Raw genomic sequence first — 19,882 nt, 5'->3', positions numbered from 1 at the left:
CAGCGGCAAATGCGCGGGAATGGTGTTAGCGTCGCTTCGTTACTGATTGATCAGAGTTATTTATTGATCAACTCATCAAGGTTCAGGATGATACTTGCAACGGTTGTCATGGCTGCCAGATCGATGGGATCAAGGTGCGTCATGAGTGGCGACTCGCCTTGAGCCAACACAGCCTTAGCTTGTTGAGGTGTTTGTTGATAAGCGTCGTGGCGACGCTGGTAGCCCCGAGCAAGTACCTGCTGTTCCTGGAGAGTGGGTTCACGACTGCTTGCCAAGCGGAACCCCCAACGAATGCTTTCTGAGGGCGACGTTCCGTGGTCCAACATTCTCTCGGCAAACTTTCGGGCTGCTTCGACGAAAGTGACATTGTTCATCAGATTCAAGGCTTGCAAGGGAGTATTTGACGGTAGTCGTTTCACCGTGCACAGTTCACGACTTGGTAAGTCGAACAAGACCATTTCGGGTGGGGCAACCGTCTTGCGAATTGCCGTATAGACACTTCGGCGATAAAGACTTTGACCGTGATCTTGCTGATAGGTGCCTCGTTTTTCCACTTCTTCCCAGAGCCCTGCAGGTTGGTAAGGACGGACGCTGGCACCGCCGATTTCTTCGTGTAGGAGTCCTGCCAGGACTAAAGCCTGATCGCGGATCATCTCGGCCGGTAGGCGTACACGAGGTCCGCGGCTGATTAGCCGATTGCGTGGATCCCGTTGCAGGCGTTCGGAGTCAACCGCATGGCTTTGCCGATAAGTCTCGCTGAGCATGATCATCCTCAGCATTTCTTTTACATCCCAGTCGCTGGCTACCAATTCTACCGCGAGCCAGTCGAGTAGATCGGGGTGGCTGGGCCAGTCCGCCTGAACACCAAGGTTCTCCGAACTTTCAACAATGGCGGTACCAAATAGTTGTTCCCAGAGTCGGTTAAGGATGACTCGTGCGGTCAACGGGTGCCGACCCTCCACGAGCCAACGAGCGAAGGTGAGTCGAGTGACTGGATAGCCTGTTGCGGGCGCGGGAAGTGCCTGAGGGAAATCCGCGAAGACCCGTTCACCCATAGCGTCGTAGTGGCCTCGCTTCAGAATATAAGCCGGTCTCGGTTCGGACATCTCACGCATTATCATCACCCAAGGGTAGCGAGCCTCGAGTGTATGGATTGCTGTATGACGGTCGGTTGGTTCCGCAGTTTGCCTCTGCAACTCGGTAAGCTCTCGCTGGAATCGTTCGCTCTGATAACGAATTCGTGGCTCGGCACTTCCGCGCAGATTGTTGACGAACCCCTTTTCGTCCAAGTTGTTGAAGAGCGCAAAGAGTTGGTAGAATTCTCGCTGTGTAATCGGGTCAAACTTGTGATCATGGCAGCGGCAGCAGCCTAAAGAGAGTCCCATCCAGACTGTCCCCATCGTTTCCACGCGATCGATGACGTATTCAGTTCTCCATTCCTCGTCGATGGCTCCGTCTTCTGTTTGAATTCGATGATTGCGATTGAAAGCAGTCGCTAATATCTGTTGTTCGCTCGCATTTGGAAGCAGGTCGCCCGCAAGCTGTTCGATCGTGAACTCATCGAAGGGTTGGTTTCGATTAAACGATGCAATGACCCAGTTTCGCCACGGCCACTGACTGTTTTCTAAGTCATTGTCATATCCATGACTGTCCCCATAGTGGGCACCGTCAAGCCACCACATGGCCATCCGTTCGCCGTATCGGGGAGAGCTGAGCAGTCGGTCGATCACGCGTTCCCACGCATTGGGGGAACGGTCCGCCAGAAAATCGCCTAATTCGTCGAGAGTTGGTGGCAGGCCGGTCAAGTCGAACGAGCCACGTCGCAGCAGTTGTTCTTTGGTAGCAGGATTCTGCGGGGTAAGATTGGCCACTTTTAATCTTCGGTAAACAAAGCGATCAATCGGATTGCGGCCCCAGACGCCACGGGGCACCGACGTTTTACGAGCTGCTTGGAACGCCCAGTGAGTCTCGTAAGCCGCACCCTCATTGATCCAATGTTTGAGCGTGTTCTTTTCTTGGAGACTGAGTTGTTCCACCAGGTGGGGAGGAGGCATCGACAGGTCATCATCGTTGGAAAAAATCCGATGAATCAACTCGCTTTGATCGGCCTTGCCGGGCACAATGGCGCGCCTTCCTTGGCGATCGCGAGTGACCGAATCGTGTTGGTCGAGTCTTAAATCGGCCTGGCGTTTCGCGCTGTCTGCACCGTGACAGGCAAAGCATTTTGCAGACAAAATGGGTAGCACGTCCCGGTTATAGCTCAGCTTCTTTTGCACGGTGGCGGCTTGACAAAATGACAAGGCCAGCAGGGTGAGGATGGCAGCCATGGTCGTCGCCCGAGAAATTGCTGCTAGGAAATAATGAATCATCGGTTTTCTCTCAAATTCATATTTCCGCAACCCGCTACTGGAGACGCTGTTTTATTCCGATCAACGACGCGGAATCCGCCAAGGGTATTCCGAGTCGTTGCGCATGCAAATCGAGGGCGGCTAGACGATAATTTGATCGAGCACTTGACCGCCGATGTCGGTAAGCTGTCGAAAGCGGCCAGCATGGAGGTAACGCAATTGTTCATCGTCCAATCCCATCAGGTCGAGAATCGTGGCATGGACGTCACGAATGGGAATGGGTTCGTCGAGAGCTCGAAGGCTGAATTCATCGGTTTCGCCTGCCGTCGCACCGCCTTTGACATCCCCGCCAGCCATCCACATGGTGAGGGCGTGGGAATTATGTTCACGACCGGGCGTTTTTCCGAGGCTGCCGTTCTTGAAGGGGGTTCTGCCCATCTCCGATGCCCAGACGACCAACGTTTCTTCCAAAAGACCTCGATTTTTGAGATCCGTCAATAGACCGGCGATTGGTTTGTCGACCTCTCGACAGTGTTTCTTCATGCCGCCCTCGACGTTTCCATGATCGTCCCAACTGTCCCTGCCGATTTGGACACCATGAACCAAGAGGCTGTAGCGGACACCTGCTTCGACAAAACGCCGAGCCAACAAACATTGGCGTCCAAAACCTGCCGTGCCGGAATCGTTCAATCCATAGAGCTCTCGGATGTGCTCAGGCTCATTGCGTAGGTCAACTAAGTCAGGGGCCGCCGTCTGCATGCGGAAGGCAAGTTCATACGCCTTGATGCGGGCCTCGAGTTCGTTGGCGCCAGGGCGACCGTCGAGGTGTTGTTGGTTTAACCGTTTTAGCACGTCAAACTCCCTGCGTTGCTCTGCAGAGCTGATGTGAGCCGGTCGATTCAAGTTCAGAATCGGGCTGCCGCTGGGACGCAATAACGTGCCCTGGTGGGCTGCCGGTAGATAGCCGTTGGCCCAGACGGCAGCGCCATTGACGGGGGCTCCGCGTGGATCCTGAATGACGATGTATCCAGGCATGTCCTGGCTCTCCGTGCCGAGACCGTAATGGACCCATGAACCGACGGACGGGCTTCCCGGAAACTGACTTCCTGTTGTTACATGCAACGTTGAGGGACCGTGGTTTTGGTTGTCGGTTTCGATTCCGTGAATAAACGCCATTTTGTCGACGTGTTGGGACAAGTGGGGTAGCAGGTCCGAAACGTATCTTCCTGACTGTCCGTGTTGGGCAAATTTGAACGGACTGCCGACGCACGCATGCGGAAATGAGAGCCGTCCTTGTAACTCGCCCGATATACTGGGGATGCGCGACAGTGGTTTGCCGTGCAGCTTGTTCAATACCGGTTTGTATTCGAAAGAATCGACTTGGCTAACGCCTCCCTGCATGAAGAGGAAAATGCAGTGTTTTGCCTTCCGATTGAGATGAGGAAGCTGCTGATCTGCCGCTCCCGTGTCTGACCGAACCTGATTCGCCATCAGGCCGCCAAGGGCCAAGGCCCCGACTCCGTTAAAGGTTGTCGAAAGTAGTGACCGCCGCGATACTTGGGTGGAATCGTTCATGCGTAATCGTTTTCAGTCGATAAAGACGAATTCATTCATGTTGTACAGGACGCGACAAACGGCCTGCAGGCCAAGCTGAGGGGATTCGGTGGTTGTGAATAATTGTTGCAGCTGCGCAAACTCGGTTGGCGTCGGTGCGCGCCCCAACGCCGTTTCGAACGCGAACTTGATTTGATCATTGATGTCACTGCCTGCGGATTCCATCACCCGTTGTGCAAAGTATTCTGTTTCTTCATTGACCAGATCGCCGTTGTACATGGCGAGGGCTTGAAGGGGGGTGACAGAGGTGCGACGGCGCGGAAGTGACTCGCTGCAGACCAAGGCGTCAAACGTCTGCAGAAATGGCATCGAGAGTGTACGTTGTTGGTAGATGTAGAGGCTGCGCTTGCGCCCCTCAGGACCATGTTGTGTGTCCCATTTACTCTCGCTGTACTTGACGGCATCGGCGACATCGCCGGGCAAGGGCGGAAAGATCGGCAGGCCGAATTGCTCCGGGTTAAGTCGTCCGCTCACGAACAAGACGTTGTCCCGGATCTCTTCCGCACGTAGCCGCCGTCGGTTGAAACGCCATAAGAGCCGATTGTCAGGATCGATCAGTTCCGCCTGCTTGTTCCGTTGGGTCGATTCTTGTCGATAGGTACTCGAATTGACGATCAAACGATGGATGGCCTTGATGCTCCATTTATTCTCTACGAAACGCAGGGCGAGCCAGTCGAGCAGTTCTTCATGGGACGCACCGTCACTCAAGTAGCCGAAGTCACTTGGCGTTCGCACAATGCCTTGTCCAAAATGGGAATGCCACAGTCGATTGACCATCACACGGTGAGTCATCGGGTTTTGGGGATTCGCAATCCAAGCTGCAAGTGCCATGCGCCGACTTCGAGTTGGCCAACGTTTGAAGGGATCCAAGCGAATGGGCGCTGAATCCTGATTTTCGGTGATCACGCTTAGAAAGCCCGCTTCGACAACTTCGCCCGGATTGTCGTATTCACCTCGGACCATCACTCGCGAAGTGGGAACTCCCGGTTCATAGGGGGGGCCGTAGGAATGTCGCAGCGACATCGCGACAGGTTGCAGACGCTTCAGGTGGTGCTTGACGAAGCGATCCCGCGATTTCCAAAATTCATATTGGCGACGCTCGTCTTTGCTGACGCGTGGGTCATCGCTCTGGATCAGAGCGTCGACCGGATCACCATCGGTGGAGGCGGCTGGATTGATGAAAGTGGTGAGGAATTGGTCGTTTCCCCCGACTTCAAAGCCATAGCCTTCCTTTGTGTGGCTGGCTGAATAAACGATGACAATAGCACCCTGTTGATCTCGCAAAAACGTCGCCTTCTCAACGTTGCCGACCAAAAAGCCGTTGTCGAATTGGACGGCGGCTGCTCCGTGCGGTCCCAGTTCGGTAAGCGTCGGTTGGAGGTTCGCTTGGGCCTGCTTGATTTGAATTCCAGACACGCGATCGACCCAGGCGGATACAACGCTTTCCGCAGGCGGGTTCATCGTGTCCGCTTTTCCATCAAGGTCGCTGGCGTCGAGCCAAAAACGTAGACCTGATTGGGGAGGTTGGTCGGTCGCCGCCGCGTCGGCTGACGTTTCGGAGCTTATTCCATATTTGCGGTTGGCATAAGCACTGAGCTGTTGGACGGCTGCTTGATCCAAAGGGTGGTCGTAGATCAAGATCTCAGCGAAACTGCCCTGATGGCCGCTGCCTTGAGGCTCTCCCTTTCCCTGTGCATGCTGGCCCAAACTGATGTGCTGGGGTGCTGCGATGGATTCAAACCACTTGCCGCGGTTCATGCCCGACATGCTGCCTAGTGTTGCCTGTTGACCATCCGTGTAGATTGACCAGTTGCTGCCGTCAGAATTGACGATGCTCAGATGGGGCTCGCCCTCATGGACGGCCTGCTCAGCAAAGTTGTAGTCGTTGCCAGCGCTCGAGATCGTTTGGATTCCGAAGCCGCTGCTGCCTTCGAAGTCGAGTTTCACTCGATCCCTAATTGCGGCTTGTAGCTTTTTAACCTCTGCGCCTGCATCGCTGGCTTGCTTCTTCAATTTTTGCCGAAGGGAAGCCGCCCAGTCTTTTTCGCCGTCGCGATAAAATGAGGCGTTGATGGATCCGCCGATCTGATAGATGTCACCCGGTTCGGGGCGCGGAATTTGCACCGTTGAAAAAAATGCTTTCATGCGGTAAAAGTCGACGGTTGATATCTCGTCATGTTTGTGATCGTGGCATTTGGCGCAACCGACGGTCAGGCCAAGGAACACGGAGCCTACTGTCGAGGTTATTTCGCTCAGCATCTCGTGACGAGTTTCATCGCCACGGGGTTCTGTAAAAGGTGCCAACCGCAAGAAGGTCATGGCGACCACCCGTTCGGCAGGAGTCCCAGGTAAATCACCAGCCCCCATGATCTCGTCAAATTCGTCACCCGCAAGCTGTTCGCGAATGAAGAGATCGTAAGGTTTGTCGTTGTTGAAGGCGTCAATCACGTAGTCGCGATAACGCCAAGCATGGGGCAGATCGGGATCGCCTTCATAGCCGGCTGTGTCGGCGTAGCGTGCAAGGTCAAGCCAAAGACGCGCCCAGTGTTCGCCATATCGTTTGTCGTTCAGCAGTTGATCAACTAGTTTTTCGTAAGCCTGTTTGTCGGGGTCATTAACGAAGGAAGTAACCGCCTTCGAACTCGGCGGAAGGCCGATCAAATCGAAATACAGACGGCGAATTAGCGTCTGCCGATTGGCGGCTTTTGACGGTCGAAGCTGCTTTTGCTCTAACTTGTGGAGTACGAATCGATCAATCTCATTACGCGGCCAACTCTCATTCTCAACCGAGGGTACGGAAACTTCGGTCGGGGCGTAAAAGGGCCATTCTCGCGTTTCATCCGTTTCGGCGATGAGTTGAGTTGCGGCACCGATCTGCAAGATGAGAGCAACACCGCAGTTGACGAGAATCCATCGGGGTGCGGAAACCGTTCTTTTTCGATCCCGAAAAAACAGCATGGCCTACCTCTGCAACAAAAGGGTTATTTCCGTCCGATGATATCGGATGTGTCGGCACGAAGACTTAAATTATCACGGCAGACGTGGCAATGTTCAACCATTCTCGCCCCGATCTTGACCACTGGTTTAACGCTTTTCCTTGATTTAACAGCGAAAGTTCAGAAAGCTTAGCCTGATACGGGTGACGCAAAAATATCCTGAGGTGTCGCGAAGGGTTATGGGAGTGACGCTCTTTTTTGCCTGGTGTACCCATTTTGGTGCAATTTGAGGTTTAATCAGGGGTGCGTCGTCGCCTTTTCTTTCCGTGAACCTCGCTGTGACGATTGAGTGCGGGGAGCCCCATTCGCCCTTCCGGTCGCTTTCGATGAAGTATGCGGCTTTCAAGGATCAGCGCGTTGATTTTGAAGGAAACGGAATTAGAGCAAAAATGATTGCCGATCCCGAGCAGGTTGCTTTTGATTGCGCCAGCAAAAACTGTAAAATGATTCGGTCCCCCCCCATCGTTGCCTGCCAGGATTCGCATGATGCAAACCTTGCCCCGGATCACCTTACTGTGGTTGACCTTTCAGAGCCCGCTGCTTGCTGCCGGCGAAAGTCTCGAGGTGTTTCCCAAGACAGTGGTCCTTGAAGGCAAGGCTGCGACCCAAGGACTTTTGGTGTGGGAATTGAATCAAAGTGGGCCGGGTAAGGATCTGACTCATCAAGCAAGATACCGGACGTGCAATGACGCGGTGTGTGTCGTGGACAGCAAAGGCCGTGTCGTCGCTCGTGGCGATGGTGAGACCGAAGTGGAGATTACCTTCGATGGAATGTCGGAGCGAGTGCCAGTTGAGGTTGTCAATTCCGCGCAGCTACCGAGGCGATATTTTCAGACGGATGTGGTGCCTATTCTGAGTCGACATGGGTGTAATTCGTCCGGTTGCCACGGCAAAGCCGAGGGGCAGAATGGCTTCAAGCTGTCGGTGTTTGGTTTTGATTCGTTCGCTGATTTTCATGCGATTGTGCGAGAGGGGCGGGGACGTCGCATCTTCGCAGCTTCACCGTCGCGAAGTTTGCTGCTCACCAAGGCGTCTGGCGCGGTGCCGCATGGTGGTGGAGTACGGCTTAGCCCGGGCACGGCCGAATATGAAGTAATCCATGATTGGATTTCCGCCGGGGCTCAAATGGATGAAGAATTTCCGCAACTCGACAGGCTCGAATTGCATCCCAACGAGCGGGTTGTTGATTTTGAAGCAACTCAACAGCTGCGTGTAATTGCGTTTTTCGATAATGGAGCTTCGCGTGATGTCACGGGGCTGACAAGATTTCGAAGTAACCATGAGGGCTTGGCCCAAGTCGACGAGCAGGGTCTGATTCGCGTTGGAAGTGCACCGGGGCAGGTGACCGTGATGGCCACCTTCCTGAAAAAAATGGCTACCGTGCAGTTGTTAATTGCAAACCCCGTGTCAGTGGCAGCTGACTCGCCGGTCGAGAAATCTTTGAAGGAGCCGAAGACCCACGTGGTTGATCGCTGGGTTAACCATCGTCTCAGCCAGTTGAATCTCACCGCTTCGAGGCGAGCCGATGATTCGACGTTTTTGCGGCGTGTCTATCTTGACGTGATTGGAACATTGCCGACAAAGTCCGAAACCGTTGCATTTCTTAAGGATCAATCCAAACAGAAACGCATGAAGCTTGTTGAGCAACTTTTGGTGCGTGATGAGTATACGAGTTATTGGTCCTTAAAGTGGTCGGACACGTTGAGAGTTGATCGACAAAAACTGGGTTACAAAGATGCGTTTGCGTACTACAAATGGATACGTGATTGTTTTGCGGAGAACATGCCTTTGGATGAATTTGCCAGCGCAATTGTGGCCGCGCAGGGGAAACTGGTTGAACAGCCACAGGGCACGTTTTACAAGGCCGTCACGGAGAGTGGCGAGCGGTCAAGTGTGCTGGCGCAGGTCTTTCTCGGAGTGCGACTTGAATGTGCTCAGTGCCACCATCATCCATTTGATCGGATTAGTCAGACCGACTACCACGGGATGCGAGCCTTTTTTGAGCCGGTCAAATTAGTCGCCTCCTCACGGGGTGAGTTGATTCAGTCAGCTGGCAAAGCGGTTGTGCAGCATCCTCGCACGGGTGTTGATGTTCCGGCGCGTGCGCTCTACGAAGCTCCTGTTTCTGAAAGTGAATCGGTAAGAAGTCAGTTTGCCGAATGGATGACTTCGCCGCAGAATCCCTGGTTCGCGAGGAATATTGCAAATCGGGTTTGGGCCCATTTTATGGCACGTGGCCTGGTAGAACCGGTCGATGACCTGCGACCGACCAATCCACCCAGCAATCCTGAATTGCTGGATGCACTCGCTGAACACCTAATCGAGTGCGACTTTGACGTGAAGGAGCTGATTCGGCTGATTGTGTCATCGGACGCCTATCAACGCGGAACGTCACCGAATCAAAGTAATGAGCGGGACGAGCAAAATTATTCGCGAGCTGTGTTCAAACGATTGGATGCAGAGGTGCTCTTGGATGCGATTTGCCAGGTGACCGATCGACCGGAAAAGTTTGCCGGTAATCCGATGGGGATTCGGGCGATTGAACTTTGGGATAGTGGTTCAAAACACTACTTCCTTAATCTGTTCGGGCGTCCACTCCGAAAAAGCGCCTGTCAATGTGAGCGTAATGTGGAAGCGAATGTGTCGCAAATCTTGCACGTGCTGAACTCGAAGGAAATGCAGAAAAAAATTACGCATCCCAGCGGGGCCGTTTCACGTTGGGCGACTGCTGTCGCTCAAAATGGTGCGGTGATTGAAGAAATGTATCTCGCTTTTTATAGTCGTTATCCGACCGACGAAGAGCTCGACAAGGCTGTCGTTTACTGTCGCAAGGCGGAATCGCGAAAAGAGGCATTGGAAGATCTCGCTTGGAGCTTGATGAACTCGTACGAGTTCTTGTTTAACCACTAAACGGATAGGAGGGGCGAAGTGGACTGGTACTCGGTCGACGGTTGCCCCCCCCAGGGAAAGTGAAACTTCATGATGAAGCATCGGACCTTTTGCGACGGAATCAGCCGCCGATCGTTTTTGCGCGTGGGTAGTGCGGGTTTTCTGGGTGCTCATTGGTCGTTAGCCCAAATGCAGCAGGCTTCTGCCGACGCGCCGGACGAGAAAGATCGTCGGTCGATGATTATCATCTTCCTGCAGGGCGGCCTGAGCACGATTGACACTTTCGACATGAAACCCAATGCGCCGGCTGAGATTCGTGGTGAGTTTGATCCGATTTCAACAAACATTCCCGGTCTGGTTGTCTGCGAACATTTGCCCCAAGTATCTCAGCAAATGGATAAGTTTTCCCTGTTGCGGTCGATGACGAATACTTCATCCGATCATCAGAAGGCGGATCACCATTTGTTGACCGGTTATAAACCCTCGGCTGCCTTTCAGGGAGGTTTGCGACCCAACAATGAATATCCATCCATCGGATCGATCGTGTCGAGGAAACTCGGTCCGCGAGGATCGGTGCCGGCCTACGTCGCGCTGCCTGAGATGCACAATGCGGGCGGATCTGCTTATCTAGGTCCGGCAGCTGCTCCTCTGAGTATCAACGCTGATCCGAATGATCCGAGTTTTGCCGTGCGGGATATTGTGCCACCCCTTGATCTGGATGCTCGTCGGCTTGGTAATCGAAGCCAGTTGCTGGCGTCTGTCGATCGCTATCAGCGATCAACTGAGGTGCGGGCCAATAGTTCGTTGCAAGCGGTGAACGCGTTCCGTGAACAAGCCTTTTCTTTGATGACTTCACCCAAGGCAAAGAAGGCTTTCGACATTCACGCGGAATCGGCCGCAGTTCGTGATGCGTACGGTCGAAATACACTCGGTCAATCGTGTTTGATGGCCCGGCGACTCGTGGAGTCCGGTGTGCGCTGTGTGCTGGCGACCCATGTTGATTGGGACACGCATTCGGGGAATTTTCGCATTCTTAAGGATCCGTTGTTGCCTCAGCTCGACCGGGCGATGTCAACTCTGTATCGGGATCTGGACGATCGAGGTCTGTTGGAGTCAACCATTGTGATGGTTACAGGTGAATTTGGCCGAACCCCACGCATCAATAATGAGGCAGGACGAGATCATTGGGGACCGGCCTTCACCGTCATGTTGGGCGGGGGAGGCATTCAGGGTGGGCGCGTCATCGGAAGTACGGACGCTCATGCTGTCAAGCCTGTCGACGATCCACTGCGCCCCGAAGATCTGGCCGCTACGATCCATCATCAACTGGGAATCAATCCACAAGATGAATTTCATACGCCCGAGGGTCGGCCGATCAAAATAGTTAATGAGGGACGCGTCATCCAAAACTTACTTTAGCGGTGCTCATCGATGCAAATGTACAAGCAAATCAGCGACCGACTCGCTCCGATAGTATCGGCGTTTCTGCTGCTTGGCGCTGTTGGTAACGCTTCAGACCTCCCGTCCTCTTCCTACATCTTTCCTGCGGGAGGCCAGCGAGGAACTAACGTTTCTGTCCGAATCGGAGCCCATTACTTGCACGGCGGGAGTCCATTGCGAGTCGTGGGAAGTGGGGTCACCGCGAGTCCAGCGATTGAGCAAATTGAAAAAATCTGGTTTGAAGGTCCGATGGTCGTCAAGCCCTTGTCCAAACGGGCGGAGGATTATCCCAAAGACCATGCGGCTGAATTTTTTATTGATTCGAATGCGCCGTTGGGAAACGCCTATTGGCAATTGTGGACCTCGCAGGGCGCTACCCAAGGGCGTCGCTTTGTGGTCGGCGATCTGCCGGAGATCATTGAAGAGGAGATCGATGGGGCGCCCGTTCCTATTCAGGTTAAATTACCAATTACCATCAATGGACGGATTTTTCCCAGAGAAGATGTCGACGTCTGGCGATTCGCTGTGGTGGCTGGGCAATGCATCACCTGTGAGGTTAACGCAGCTCGATTGGGCTCCGAACTTGACGCTCGCCTGGAAGTCTTGGATCCCGATGGCAATCGCATCGCGGAAAACGATGATTTTCTGGGCCCCGATCCACGCGTGCGGTTTGTTGCTCCAGTCGACGGAGTCTACGGCCTGCGAATTCACGACATCTCGTTTCGCGGGTTCCAGAACTATGTCTATCGGCTCACGGTTACAAGCGGTCCTGTTGTGGATCATGTATTTCCCTTGGGTGGAAAACTCGGAGCGAAGACCGAATTTCGACTTTTTGGTGTGGGAGTAGATGGCCCGTCGTGCTGGCTCGATTTGAACGGCTCGCCTGAAACTCAGCTTCAGAAATTTGCTCTGCCTGAGGGGCGTTCGAATTCGATCCCGATTGCCGTGGGGAATTTCCGCGAAATTGTCGAGGCGACGTCAGCCAAGAAACAGCCGATTGTCGTCAGTGAGTCGGTTGTCGTGAATGGCTGGATCGACGCTGCTGGTGAGATTGACAGCTGGCCACTCAAAGGAGTCGCCGGTTCAAGGATCCTGATTCGCCTGGATGCGGCATCCTTAGGTTCGAAGTTGGACGCCGTCGTTCGCGCCACTTCGATGAACGGCGAAACCCTGATCGAATTCGGGAGTACCCCTGCCAATTTTGTCGAACCGCGCGGCGAGGTTCAAATGCCAGAAGAGGGGCAGTGCATGATTCAGGTGCGTCACGTCGACAGCCAAGCGAGCGGTACCGATTTCGCTTATCGAATGACGGTTCTTCCCCAACCTGCACCTGATTTTTCGCTTAAACTTCCAACCGACGCTTTAACCTTGTTTCGTGGTGATACGGCAAAACTGAAGGTGGCGGTCGCTCGAGTTGGTGGCTTTCAGGACGCGGTGCAATTAGAGGTCGAGGGATTGCCTGATGGAGTATCACTGGAGGAATCGACTATCGCCAAAGACAAGAGCGAGGGCGAATTAAGCCTGAAGGCTGCAATGGACGCTCGAATCGATGGAAAAGCAATTCGAATTTTTGGTCGCCCAGTCAGAGAAACGTCAGGGGGAAAAGGTCAGCTCGGACAAGGTGATCTGGCAGCGGCCGACGACGGTTCCATGGTAAGACTTGCTATGCTTCCGCAGTTGCCGGGAGATCCATCGCGAGATTCCGTTTTTCTCGCCGTCTCAATCCAAACGCCGTTTAAGATTTTTGGTGATCAATACCGCAGCGACTATGCTGCATGCGGTACGGTTCATTATCGACCGTACCGACTTGAACGAAATGGCTTTGAGGGGCCGGTGACAATCTCCTTGACCGATCGTCAGGCTCGCCACCTGCAGGGAGTAAAAGGTGACGCGTTAATTGTACCCCCAGGCGAAACCGTTTTCCGGTATCCGATTCACATACCAATGCGATTAGAAAGGAATCGCATTGGGCGGGTGGTTGTGATGGGGGTCGGCGAGGTCATCGACGAAGAAGGCCAAGTGCACAAGGTCAGTTACAGTTCCAGCAATGTCAATGATCAGATTATTATTCTCTCGTCGCCCTCTCCAACCGCGGTGCAAGTCTCCCCTTCATACATCCACGCCTTGTCGGGCCATGAGACCGTGCTGAACGTGTCTGTGAAGCGCGGGCAACTTGCAGCGAAGCCGGTGACCGTGGAACTCCTCGTGCCCCGACACTTTCAAGGGATTTCAGCCCGCCCGATCACGATTGACGCTAATCGTGATACGGGATCGCTCAAGGTGCGTATTTCTTCACCGAGAGGGCCCTTCAATATGCCCGTCACCATTCGTGCAACAACGATCGATGAGCGAGGGAATCCCGTGGTAGCCGAATGTGCTGTTGAAGTGGTCGCAAGCAAATGATCTGTCGGGAGGCGCAAGGTGTGGCGATTCGAAAAACCGGGCAAAGAACGATCGCAGCGATTTGTTCACTCCTTGTTTGCTTGACGGCCTCCTCGTTGTTGGGAGCAGACAGTCCGTTTGTCGCTACCATGACGCCCTTCTTGCGTGACTACTGTTTTGATTGTCATTCGGATTCGCATGCGGAAGCAAACGTCAATCTCAAGAAACTTGTGTCTTCGAATCGGTTTCTGACGCAATTTCGCACTTGGGAAAGGGTGGTTGAACTTGTCGAAAATCGACAAATGCCGCCCGCAGTGATATCTCAACCAAACGACTCCCAGCGGCGCCTTGTCCTGAAGGCTATCCGTTCAAAACTCGAGGAGGTTGCCGAGCAAAAGGCAGGTGATCCCGGGCCTGTTGCGATCCGAAGGCTAACCAGTGCCGAGTACGCCTATGTGATGACTGATCTGACTGGAATGGAGCTGAATTTAAACTCTGTCTTGAGCGGTGATGCGGTCGGTGGCGAAGGGTTTTCGAATGTTGGTGATGTCCAGTTTGTACAAGATTCAACACTGGAACGCTATCTGGAAGCAGCCAAGTTGGTCGCAGGGCGAGCGGTGATTGGCGCCGGTCCATTGGGCTTCTTTGATGCGCCGGGTAAGACGGGGCTTGAGTTATCAGCGATCACTCGTATTCAGGCCATTTATCGTCAATACGGATTCCGCTCAGCGGCAGGAGAAGGGGGCGAACCGTTTGGGCTTGAACTCTATCCGCGTGCCTTTTTTGTCGCCTGGCAGTTTCAGCATCGAAATCAGCTTGGAAATGCTCAACAGACACTGCATGATTTGGCTCAACAAGAGGACGTGAGTGCTCGTTTTGTGGATCACATCTGGCAACTGCTCAATCGGTCGGATGTGGCGTTTCCCCTCTCGGAGATTAGTGCCGCTTATCGTTCGTTGCCAGTTCCAAATCACTTTTCTGATGCGGCCGCCAAAATCGAAATTCGAAATCAAGCTCGACGTGATTGCCAGAAAATGGCCGAGCTTTTGAGAAGCTGGCAAACAAGATTGGCGAGCAGGGTGTCGGATAACGAAGATGCCCTCTTGTTGAGTGTTGATTCCATTCAGCTCGATTCCGAAGCCCTTTTTGACATTCGTCTGATGTGGCAGGAAGATGCAGAGCGAGCGTCCGTCCAGTTTATTACGCGGCCAGCGACCGAGCAGCCAATTGAAAATAGTTTAATTGTATGGAGTTCGCCTACCGTCCAATTTCGTGATCAGCAAGGTGAAATGATGCCGGCGGTGCCGTTGAATTCCTTGTTGCCAAATGGGGATGAAACAAAAGCCTTGTTCGGCAGCGAACGTGTTGCCAATCAGCAGCCGATTGGCAACCAAGAGGCGCGAGTCAATCTGGCAGAACATGATTTGTTAATGACCGGAAATTCAGATCTTGAGATCGAATTGGTGATTCCGCCAGGGGCTGTCAGCGCAAATTTGTCTGTGAAGGCGATGTTGAAAACCGAGATATCCCCGCAGGCGGTCGTGCGTTGCACTGTTCGAGATGGCTCAGCGCTGGGAGTGACTGCGGCGGATCAAGGACAGCTGTCGGCAATTTTGGGTCGTTCTGAGGGAGCAGGCTTTACGATGTGGAAGGCCGGCCTTCGTGAATTTGCGACGACACTTCCCGACATCTCGCACCGAGAACCCGCTCCCTCCGATCGTGACCCCATTCCGGCACCCTACGAGAACGATTACAACCACCCTGAACGCAATGATTTTCATTACTCGATTAAATATCATCGTGATGATCAATTTCTTGTCGATAAGATGCTTGATGACGCAATTAAAGAGCGGTTGGATCAGGCTTGGTGCGATCTGTTGTTGTCCTTCGATTACCATGACCGATATTTCGCTTTTCTCATTCGGAAAAATGGGTTAGGAGAAAACCTGGATTCCGTCGACGAAAAGAAGATCGGTGAGATCACACCCGAATGGATTTCGAAGCTCCCCGTAGCGTCACGCTCCATTGCGCGGCGACTGGTCGATAGTTATCAGGAAGCATCTCGTGTGACGCAAGATGCTTCTCCAAGCCATGTTGATCAGGCCGTCTTGTTTGCGCAGTTAGCTTGGCGACGACAATTGGATGAAACCGACAGGAAGTTGCTGCATGAATTTTATCGCGAAATGCGACAGTCTGAGATGATGAGCCATTCAGAAGCCGTACGTTCCCTGCTCGTGCGGATTTTAATGGCACCCGAATTCTTGTATCGAATTGAACGCGCTTCGGCCGATCCTGATTTGATTACGCTCGACGCGTGGGAATTGGCGAGCCGGCTTAGTTTCTTCCTTTGGTCCTCGTCACCGGATGAAGAATTGCGGCGTCTGGCGAAACAAGATCGGTTGGATCAACAGGAATTGACGCGGCAGGTGAGACGTATGTTGGGTGATCCGAAAGCAAGGCGTTTTGCGACTGAGTTTTTTGGCCAATGGTTTGGCTTTTATCGATTCGATGATTTTAGAGGCATCGATCTCAAACGGTTTCCGGAATTTGATGAACGGCTGAAGAGATCGTTGTACGAAGAAGCCGTCGCGTTTTTCGAGTATTTGGTGCGGGAAGAACGTCCATGTGATGAGATTCTATTTGCGGATTACGCTCATTGGAATCAGTCTTTGGCTCTGCATTATGGGGCAGCCTCGAAACGAACGAGTCAACTTGGCGACGAGCTAGAGCGAATTTCTGATCTGGGAATGCTTCGTCGGGGAGGACTGTTAGGGCTTGGCGCGATTCATGCCACGACCTCCGCTCCGTTGCGAACGAGCGCTGTCAAGCGGGGAGACTGGATTCTGAGGCGAGTGCTAGGTACCCCGGTGCCGCCACCACCTGATGATGTGGGGTCCATTCCTGCTGATGATGTGTTGGGCGATGGGCGAACAGTTCGTGAGCGATTAGAAATGCATCGGCAAGAGGCATCGTGTATGAGTTGTCACGCGCGAATTGATCCACTTGGGTTCGCGTTGGAAAACTTTGATCCCATCGGCCGATGGCGCGATCAATATCGGGACGGACAACCAATTGATGAGGTGGGACGAATGGGCGATGGAAGCAGAATTGACGGTTTGATTGGTCTGAAGAGCTATTTGCGGTCAGAGTTGCCAAAGTTTCATCGAACACTTGCTTCAAAATTGGTAGGCTATGGCTTGGGGCGAGCCGAAATTCTTTCCGATCGGCGATTGATTCAGCGGCTCATGGAGGATCTTGCGGCCGAAGCAACCGTGGCCGATTTGGCGACGCGCATTGTGACCAGCAAGCAGTTTCGTACGAAACGTGCTGCGGTAGTGCCAGTAGCGGTGGGAGCAAAGCATGGGATTAGTAAATAGCCAACATTCAGGGAAGCCTTGCCGCCGCGCCTTCTTGCGAAGCGCTGGCCTGACGCTGGCCTTGCCCTGGTTTGAATCACTCCCGGTGCGGGGCGAAGAATCAGGCAAACGTGCTCCCTCGGAAGCAGCTTATCAGCCTCCCGTTCGATTCGCCTGTGTCTTTTTTTCTAACGGAGTGGAGCCGGCTCATTGGTGGGCGAAAGGTCAGGGTGCTGAAATGCAGCTTGGGCCCGGTCTACAATCGCTGCAACCGCACACCGAGGAGCTGATTTTTTTACGCGGCCTGTTCAACGAACAGGCGAGGAATCATAAGAGCGCCCATCTAGGTCGTATTCCCAATCTGCTCTCAGGCGGATGGGTCAGTACCGAACAAAACGATATTCGTTGTGGTCGCACAATGGACCAGGTAATGGCGGACGAAATCGGACGCCAGACACCCGTAAAGAGCCTCGTGTTGGGTGTTGAACCCACGGAATTGCGGCTTGAGGACGGTTTGTCAATGCTTTATGGATCGTCGATCTCATGGACGTCGGAAACCAAACCGACGACAAAGGAAATCTATCCAGCTCGCGTGTTTGATTTGCTCGTCGGTGATGTGGAAGGAAGACGAACGGACAGAAGCGTGCTTGACCACGTCTTGGCAGATGCAAAGGCGCTAAATAACGAGCTGACTTCTACAGATCGACATAAATTTGGGGAATTTCTCGAATCGATTCGTGATATCGAAATGCGTCTCGGACGCGCTCAGCAGGATCGGCGACTGGAAGGCTGGCGACCCTCTTTGGCGGAACCGAATATGAAGCGGCCAGCCGATACGCTCCCGCAGGATGTACCCACTCATATGAAGCTGATGCTCGATTTAATCGTGCTCGCCTTTCAGATGGATAAGACGCGGATCGCAACGTGCATGCTGAACAACGATCTGTCGCAAATGAATTTTGGCTTTTTGGACGGAGTGGAAGGAAGCTTGCATTTGGATCTGACTCATAATGGTCAGGATCCAAAAAAGGAAGCGATGTACTTAAAAACCAACCAATTTCATGTCCAGCAATTTGCTTATTTATTGGAGCGTCTTCAAGGGGTGGAGGAAGGTGGAAGATCGATGTTAGATAATAGCCTCTTATTATGTTGCTCCAACTTGTTTGATGGCGACAAGCATGAAGCAGACCAAATGCCAATGTTGCTTGCTGGTAAGGGCGGGGGCAGTTTGAAAACAGGACGCGTGTTGGACTTTCTGGAGTCCGGTGATGAACATCGTCGCGCTTGCAGTCTCTATCTTTCGTTGATGAAAAAAATGGGAGTCCGTCGTGAACAGTTTGGGGATGCCCGAAAACCATTAGCTGAGATTTAGCTTGTGGGCGATTCTGTCCGACCCTGATTGATTACGGGCGAATGCCCGAAATTAAGAAATGGATAAACAAAAAGTCGCATCTCGGATCGCTACCTACTAAGCTATAGCTCGCGATCTCTGATGAGACTTCACCCTTTTGATCCCATTCCCGAATTGATATTTTCTGACTATGACTTTTCATGACCTTACCCGGCGGACCTTTCTTCAGGTCTCCGCCGCCTCGGTAGCGACGGCTTTATTTGCCAATGCGCTTTTTGCACAGGATCAGACCAAAGATCGACCGCTGTTGGCCTATGTGGGGACCTTTAGTTCACCGTTGGGAGATGTCTTGCCCACCCAGGTGGATTTGCCGCCTGGAAATGGACGCGGAATTCATCTTTTTGAGGTGAATCGAAAGACGGGCGCTATGAAAGCCGTGGGTACTTTTGATTTAGGGACGAGCCCGAGTAGTCTGGTTGTGAATGCGGCTGGCACCCGTTTGTATTCGGCGAACGAGACAGACCGGGTGGGCAAGGGCAAGGAAGGAACCGTCAGCGCTTTTGCAATCAATCCTGCCAATGGACAGTTGAGGCAGCTTAATACGGTGCCTTCGGGCGGAGCTGGCCCAACTTATGTGAGTATTCATCCATCGGGCCGGTACTTATTGGTTGCCAATTATTTTGGCGGTTCTGTTGCGGTGTTGCCAATTCGTTCTGATGGTCGATTGGGTGATGCGACGGATGTCAAAACCGATGCCGGGGAAATCGGTCCTACCCGCGCTACCCACGCCCCTCAGGGAAGCTTTGCGTTTAGTGGACATGATCGGACTCACGCCCATATGATCGAATCTGATCCGGCTGGGCGTTTCGTTCTGCACGTTGACTTGGGGCTGGATCGCATCTTTGTCTGGAAGTTTGATGACAAACAGGGAACGCTAGTCCCGAATGATCCATCGTCCGTTTCGTTGCCACCGGGGGATGGGCCGAGACATTTTTATTTCCATCCGAACCGCCGCTGGTTTTATTCGATTCAAGAGGAAGGGTCGACCGTGGTCTTGTTTGACTATGATGCCGCGAAGGGGAAACTGACGCCACGGCAGACAATTTCGACTCTTCCACCCGAATTTGTTGGAAGCAATTTTTGCTCTGAAATCCTCGTGTCAGCAGATGGACGTTTCGTCTATGTCGGGAATCGACTTCACGACAGTATTGGTATTTTTTCCATTGGAGAGAATGGCGAATTGAGTTATGTCGGAGAAGAGTGGACCCGAGGGGATTATCCTCGTAGCTTCAATTTTGACCCGACAGGAAGGTTTCTCTACAGTTGCAACCAGCGGGCCGATAACGTTGCTGTATTTCGGGTGAACCGTGAAACGGGAAAGCTAAGGTTCACTGGCCAATATGGCGCTGTGGGCAATCCATCTTGCATTGTTTTTCTGGATCTGGCCAAGTTGGGAACAGCTCGCTAGACGGTTCGTGCCAGTATTTCCGTGTTTGAAGCCCAGCT

General features: G+C 53.1%; 9 protein-coding genes. 6 read left to right on the top strand and 3 right to left on the bottom strand.

The features are described from left to right. Positions 1-56: 56 nt before the first annotated feature. The 3 genes from P8N76_16905 to P8N76_16895 all read right to left on the bottom strand — a co-directional run bounded on the left by P8N76_16905 (position 57) and on the right by P8N76_16895 (position 6,920). Complete coding sequence (locus P8N76_16905) at positions 57-2,369, bottom strand: PSD1 and planctomycete cytochrome C domain-containing protein (GenBank protein ID MDG2383352.1); 2,313 nt, start codon at positions 2,367-2,369, stop codon at positions 57-59. A gap of 120 nt (positions 2,370-2,489) precedes the next feature. Continuing rightward, positions 2,490-3,923: a DUF1501 domain-containing protein gene (locus tag P8N76_16900; protein MDG2383351.1), complete on the bottom strand. Its 1,434-nt coding sequence runs from the start codon at positions 3,921-3,923 to the stop codon at positions 2,490-2,492. A 12-nt stretch (positions 3,924-3,935) separates the two neighbouring features. After that, a complete protein-coding gene (locus P8N76_16895; GenBank protein ID MDG2383350.1) occupies positions 3,936-6,920 on the bottom strand; it encodes a DUF1549 and DUF1553 domain-containing protein in 2,985 nt (994 codons plus the stop codon). A gap of 521 nt (positions 6,921-7,441) precedes the next feature. On the opposite strand from P8N76_16895, the gene P8N76_16890 reads away from it, so the two are divergent. From P8N76_16890 to P8N76_16865, 6 genes are all read left to right on the top strand, one after another. Next, positions 7,442-9,868 carry a DUF1549 and DUF1553 domain-containing protein gene (locus P8N76_16890; protein MDG2383349.1) on the top strand — a complete coding sequence of 809 codons (2,427 nt, stop codon included), beginning with the start codon at positions 7,442-7,444 and terminating at the stop codon, positions 9,866-9,868. A gap of 69 nt (positions 9,869-9,937) precedes the next feature. Then, positions 9,938-11,266 carry a DUF1501 domain-containing protein gene (locus P8N76_16885; GenBank protein ID MDG2383348.1) on the top strand — a complete coding sequence of 443 codons (1,329 nt, stop codon included), beginning with the start codon at positions 9,938-9,940 and terminating at the stop codon, positions 11,264-11,266. Between the two features lie 12 nt (positions 11,267-11,278). Beyond that, the gene (locus tag P8N76_16880) at positions 11,279-13,690 is read left to right on the top strand and encodes a PPC domain-containing protein (protein MDG2383347.1); all 2,412 of its coding nucleotides are present in this window, start codon (positions 11,279-11,281) and stop codon (positions 13,688-13,690) included. Between the two features lie 20 nt (positions 13,691-13,710). Further along, positions 13,711-17,046: a DUF1592 domain-containing protein gene (locus P8N76_16875; protein ID MDG2383346.1), complete on the top strand. Its 3,336-nt coding sequence runs from the start codon at positions 13,711-13,713 to the stop codon at positions 17,044-17,046. After that, positions 17,030-18,397 (top strand): DUF1552 domain-containing protein, encoded by a 1,368-nt coding sequence (locus tag P8N76_16870; GenBank protein ID MDG2383345.1) that lies wholly within the window; start codon positions 17,030-17,032, stop codon positions 18,395-18,397. Before P8N76_16875 ends, P8N76_16870 begins: the two co-directional genes overlap by 17 nt. 169 nt (positions 18,398-18,566) lie before the next feature. Beyond that, the gene (locus P8N76_16865; GenBank protein ID MDG2383344.1) at positions 18,567-19,844 is read left to right on the top strand and encodes a lactonase family protein; all 1,278 of its coding nucleotides are present in this window, start codon (positions 18,567-18,569) and stop codon (positions 19,842-19,844) included. The last annotated feature ends 38 nt before the right edge of the window (positions 19,845-19,882 follow it).

The sequence above is a fragment of the Pirellulaceae bacterium genome (assembly GCA_029243025.1).
In the GTDB taxonomy this organism is placed as follows: domain Bacteria; phylum Planctomycetota; class Planctomycetia; order Pirellulales; family Pirellulaceae.
The sequence above is the reverse complement of the archived record's forward strand: the minus strand, read 5'-3'. Positions and strand labels throughout refer to the sequence as shown.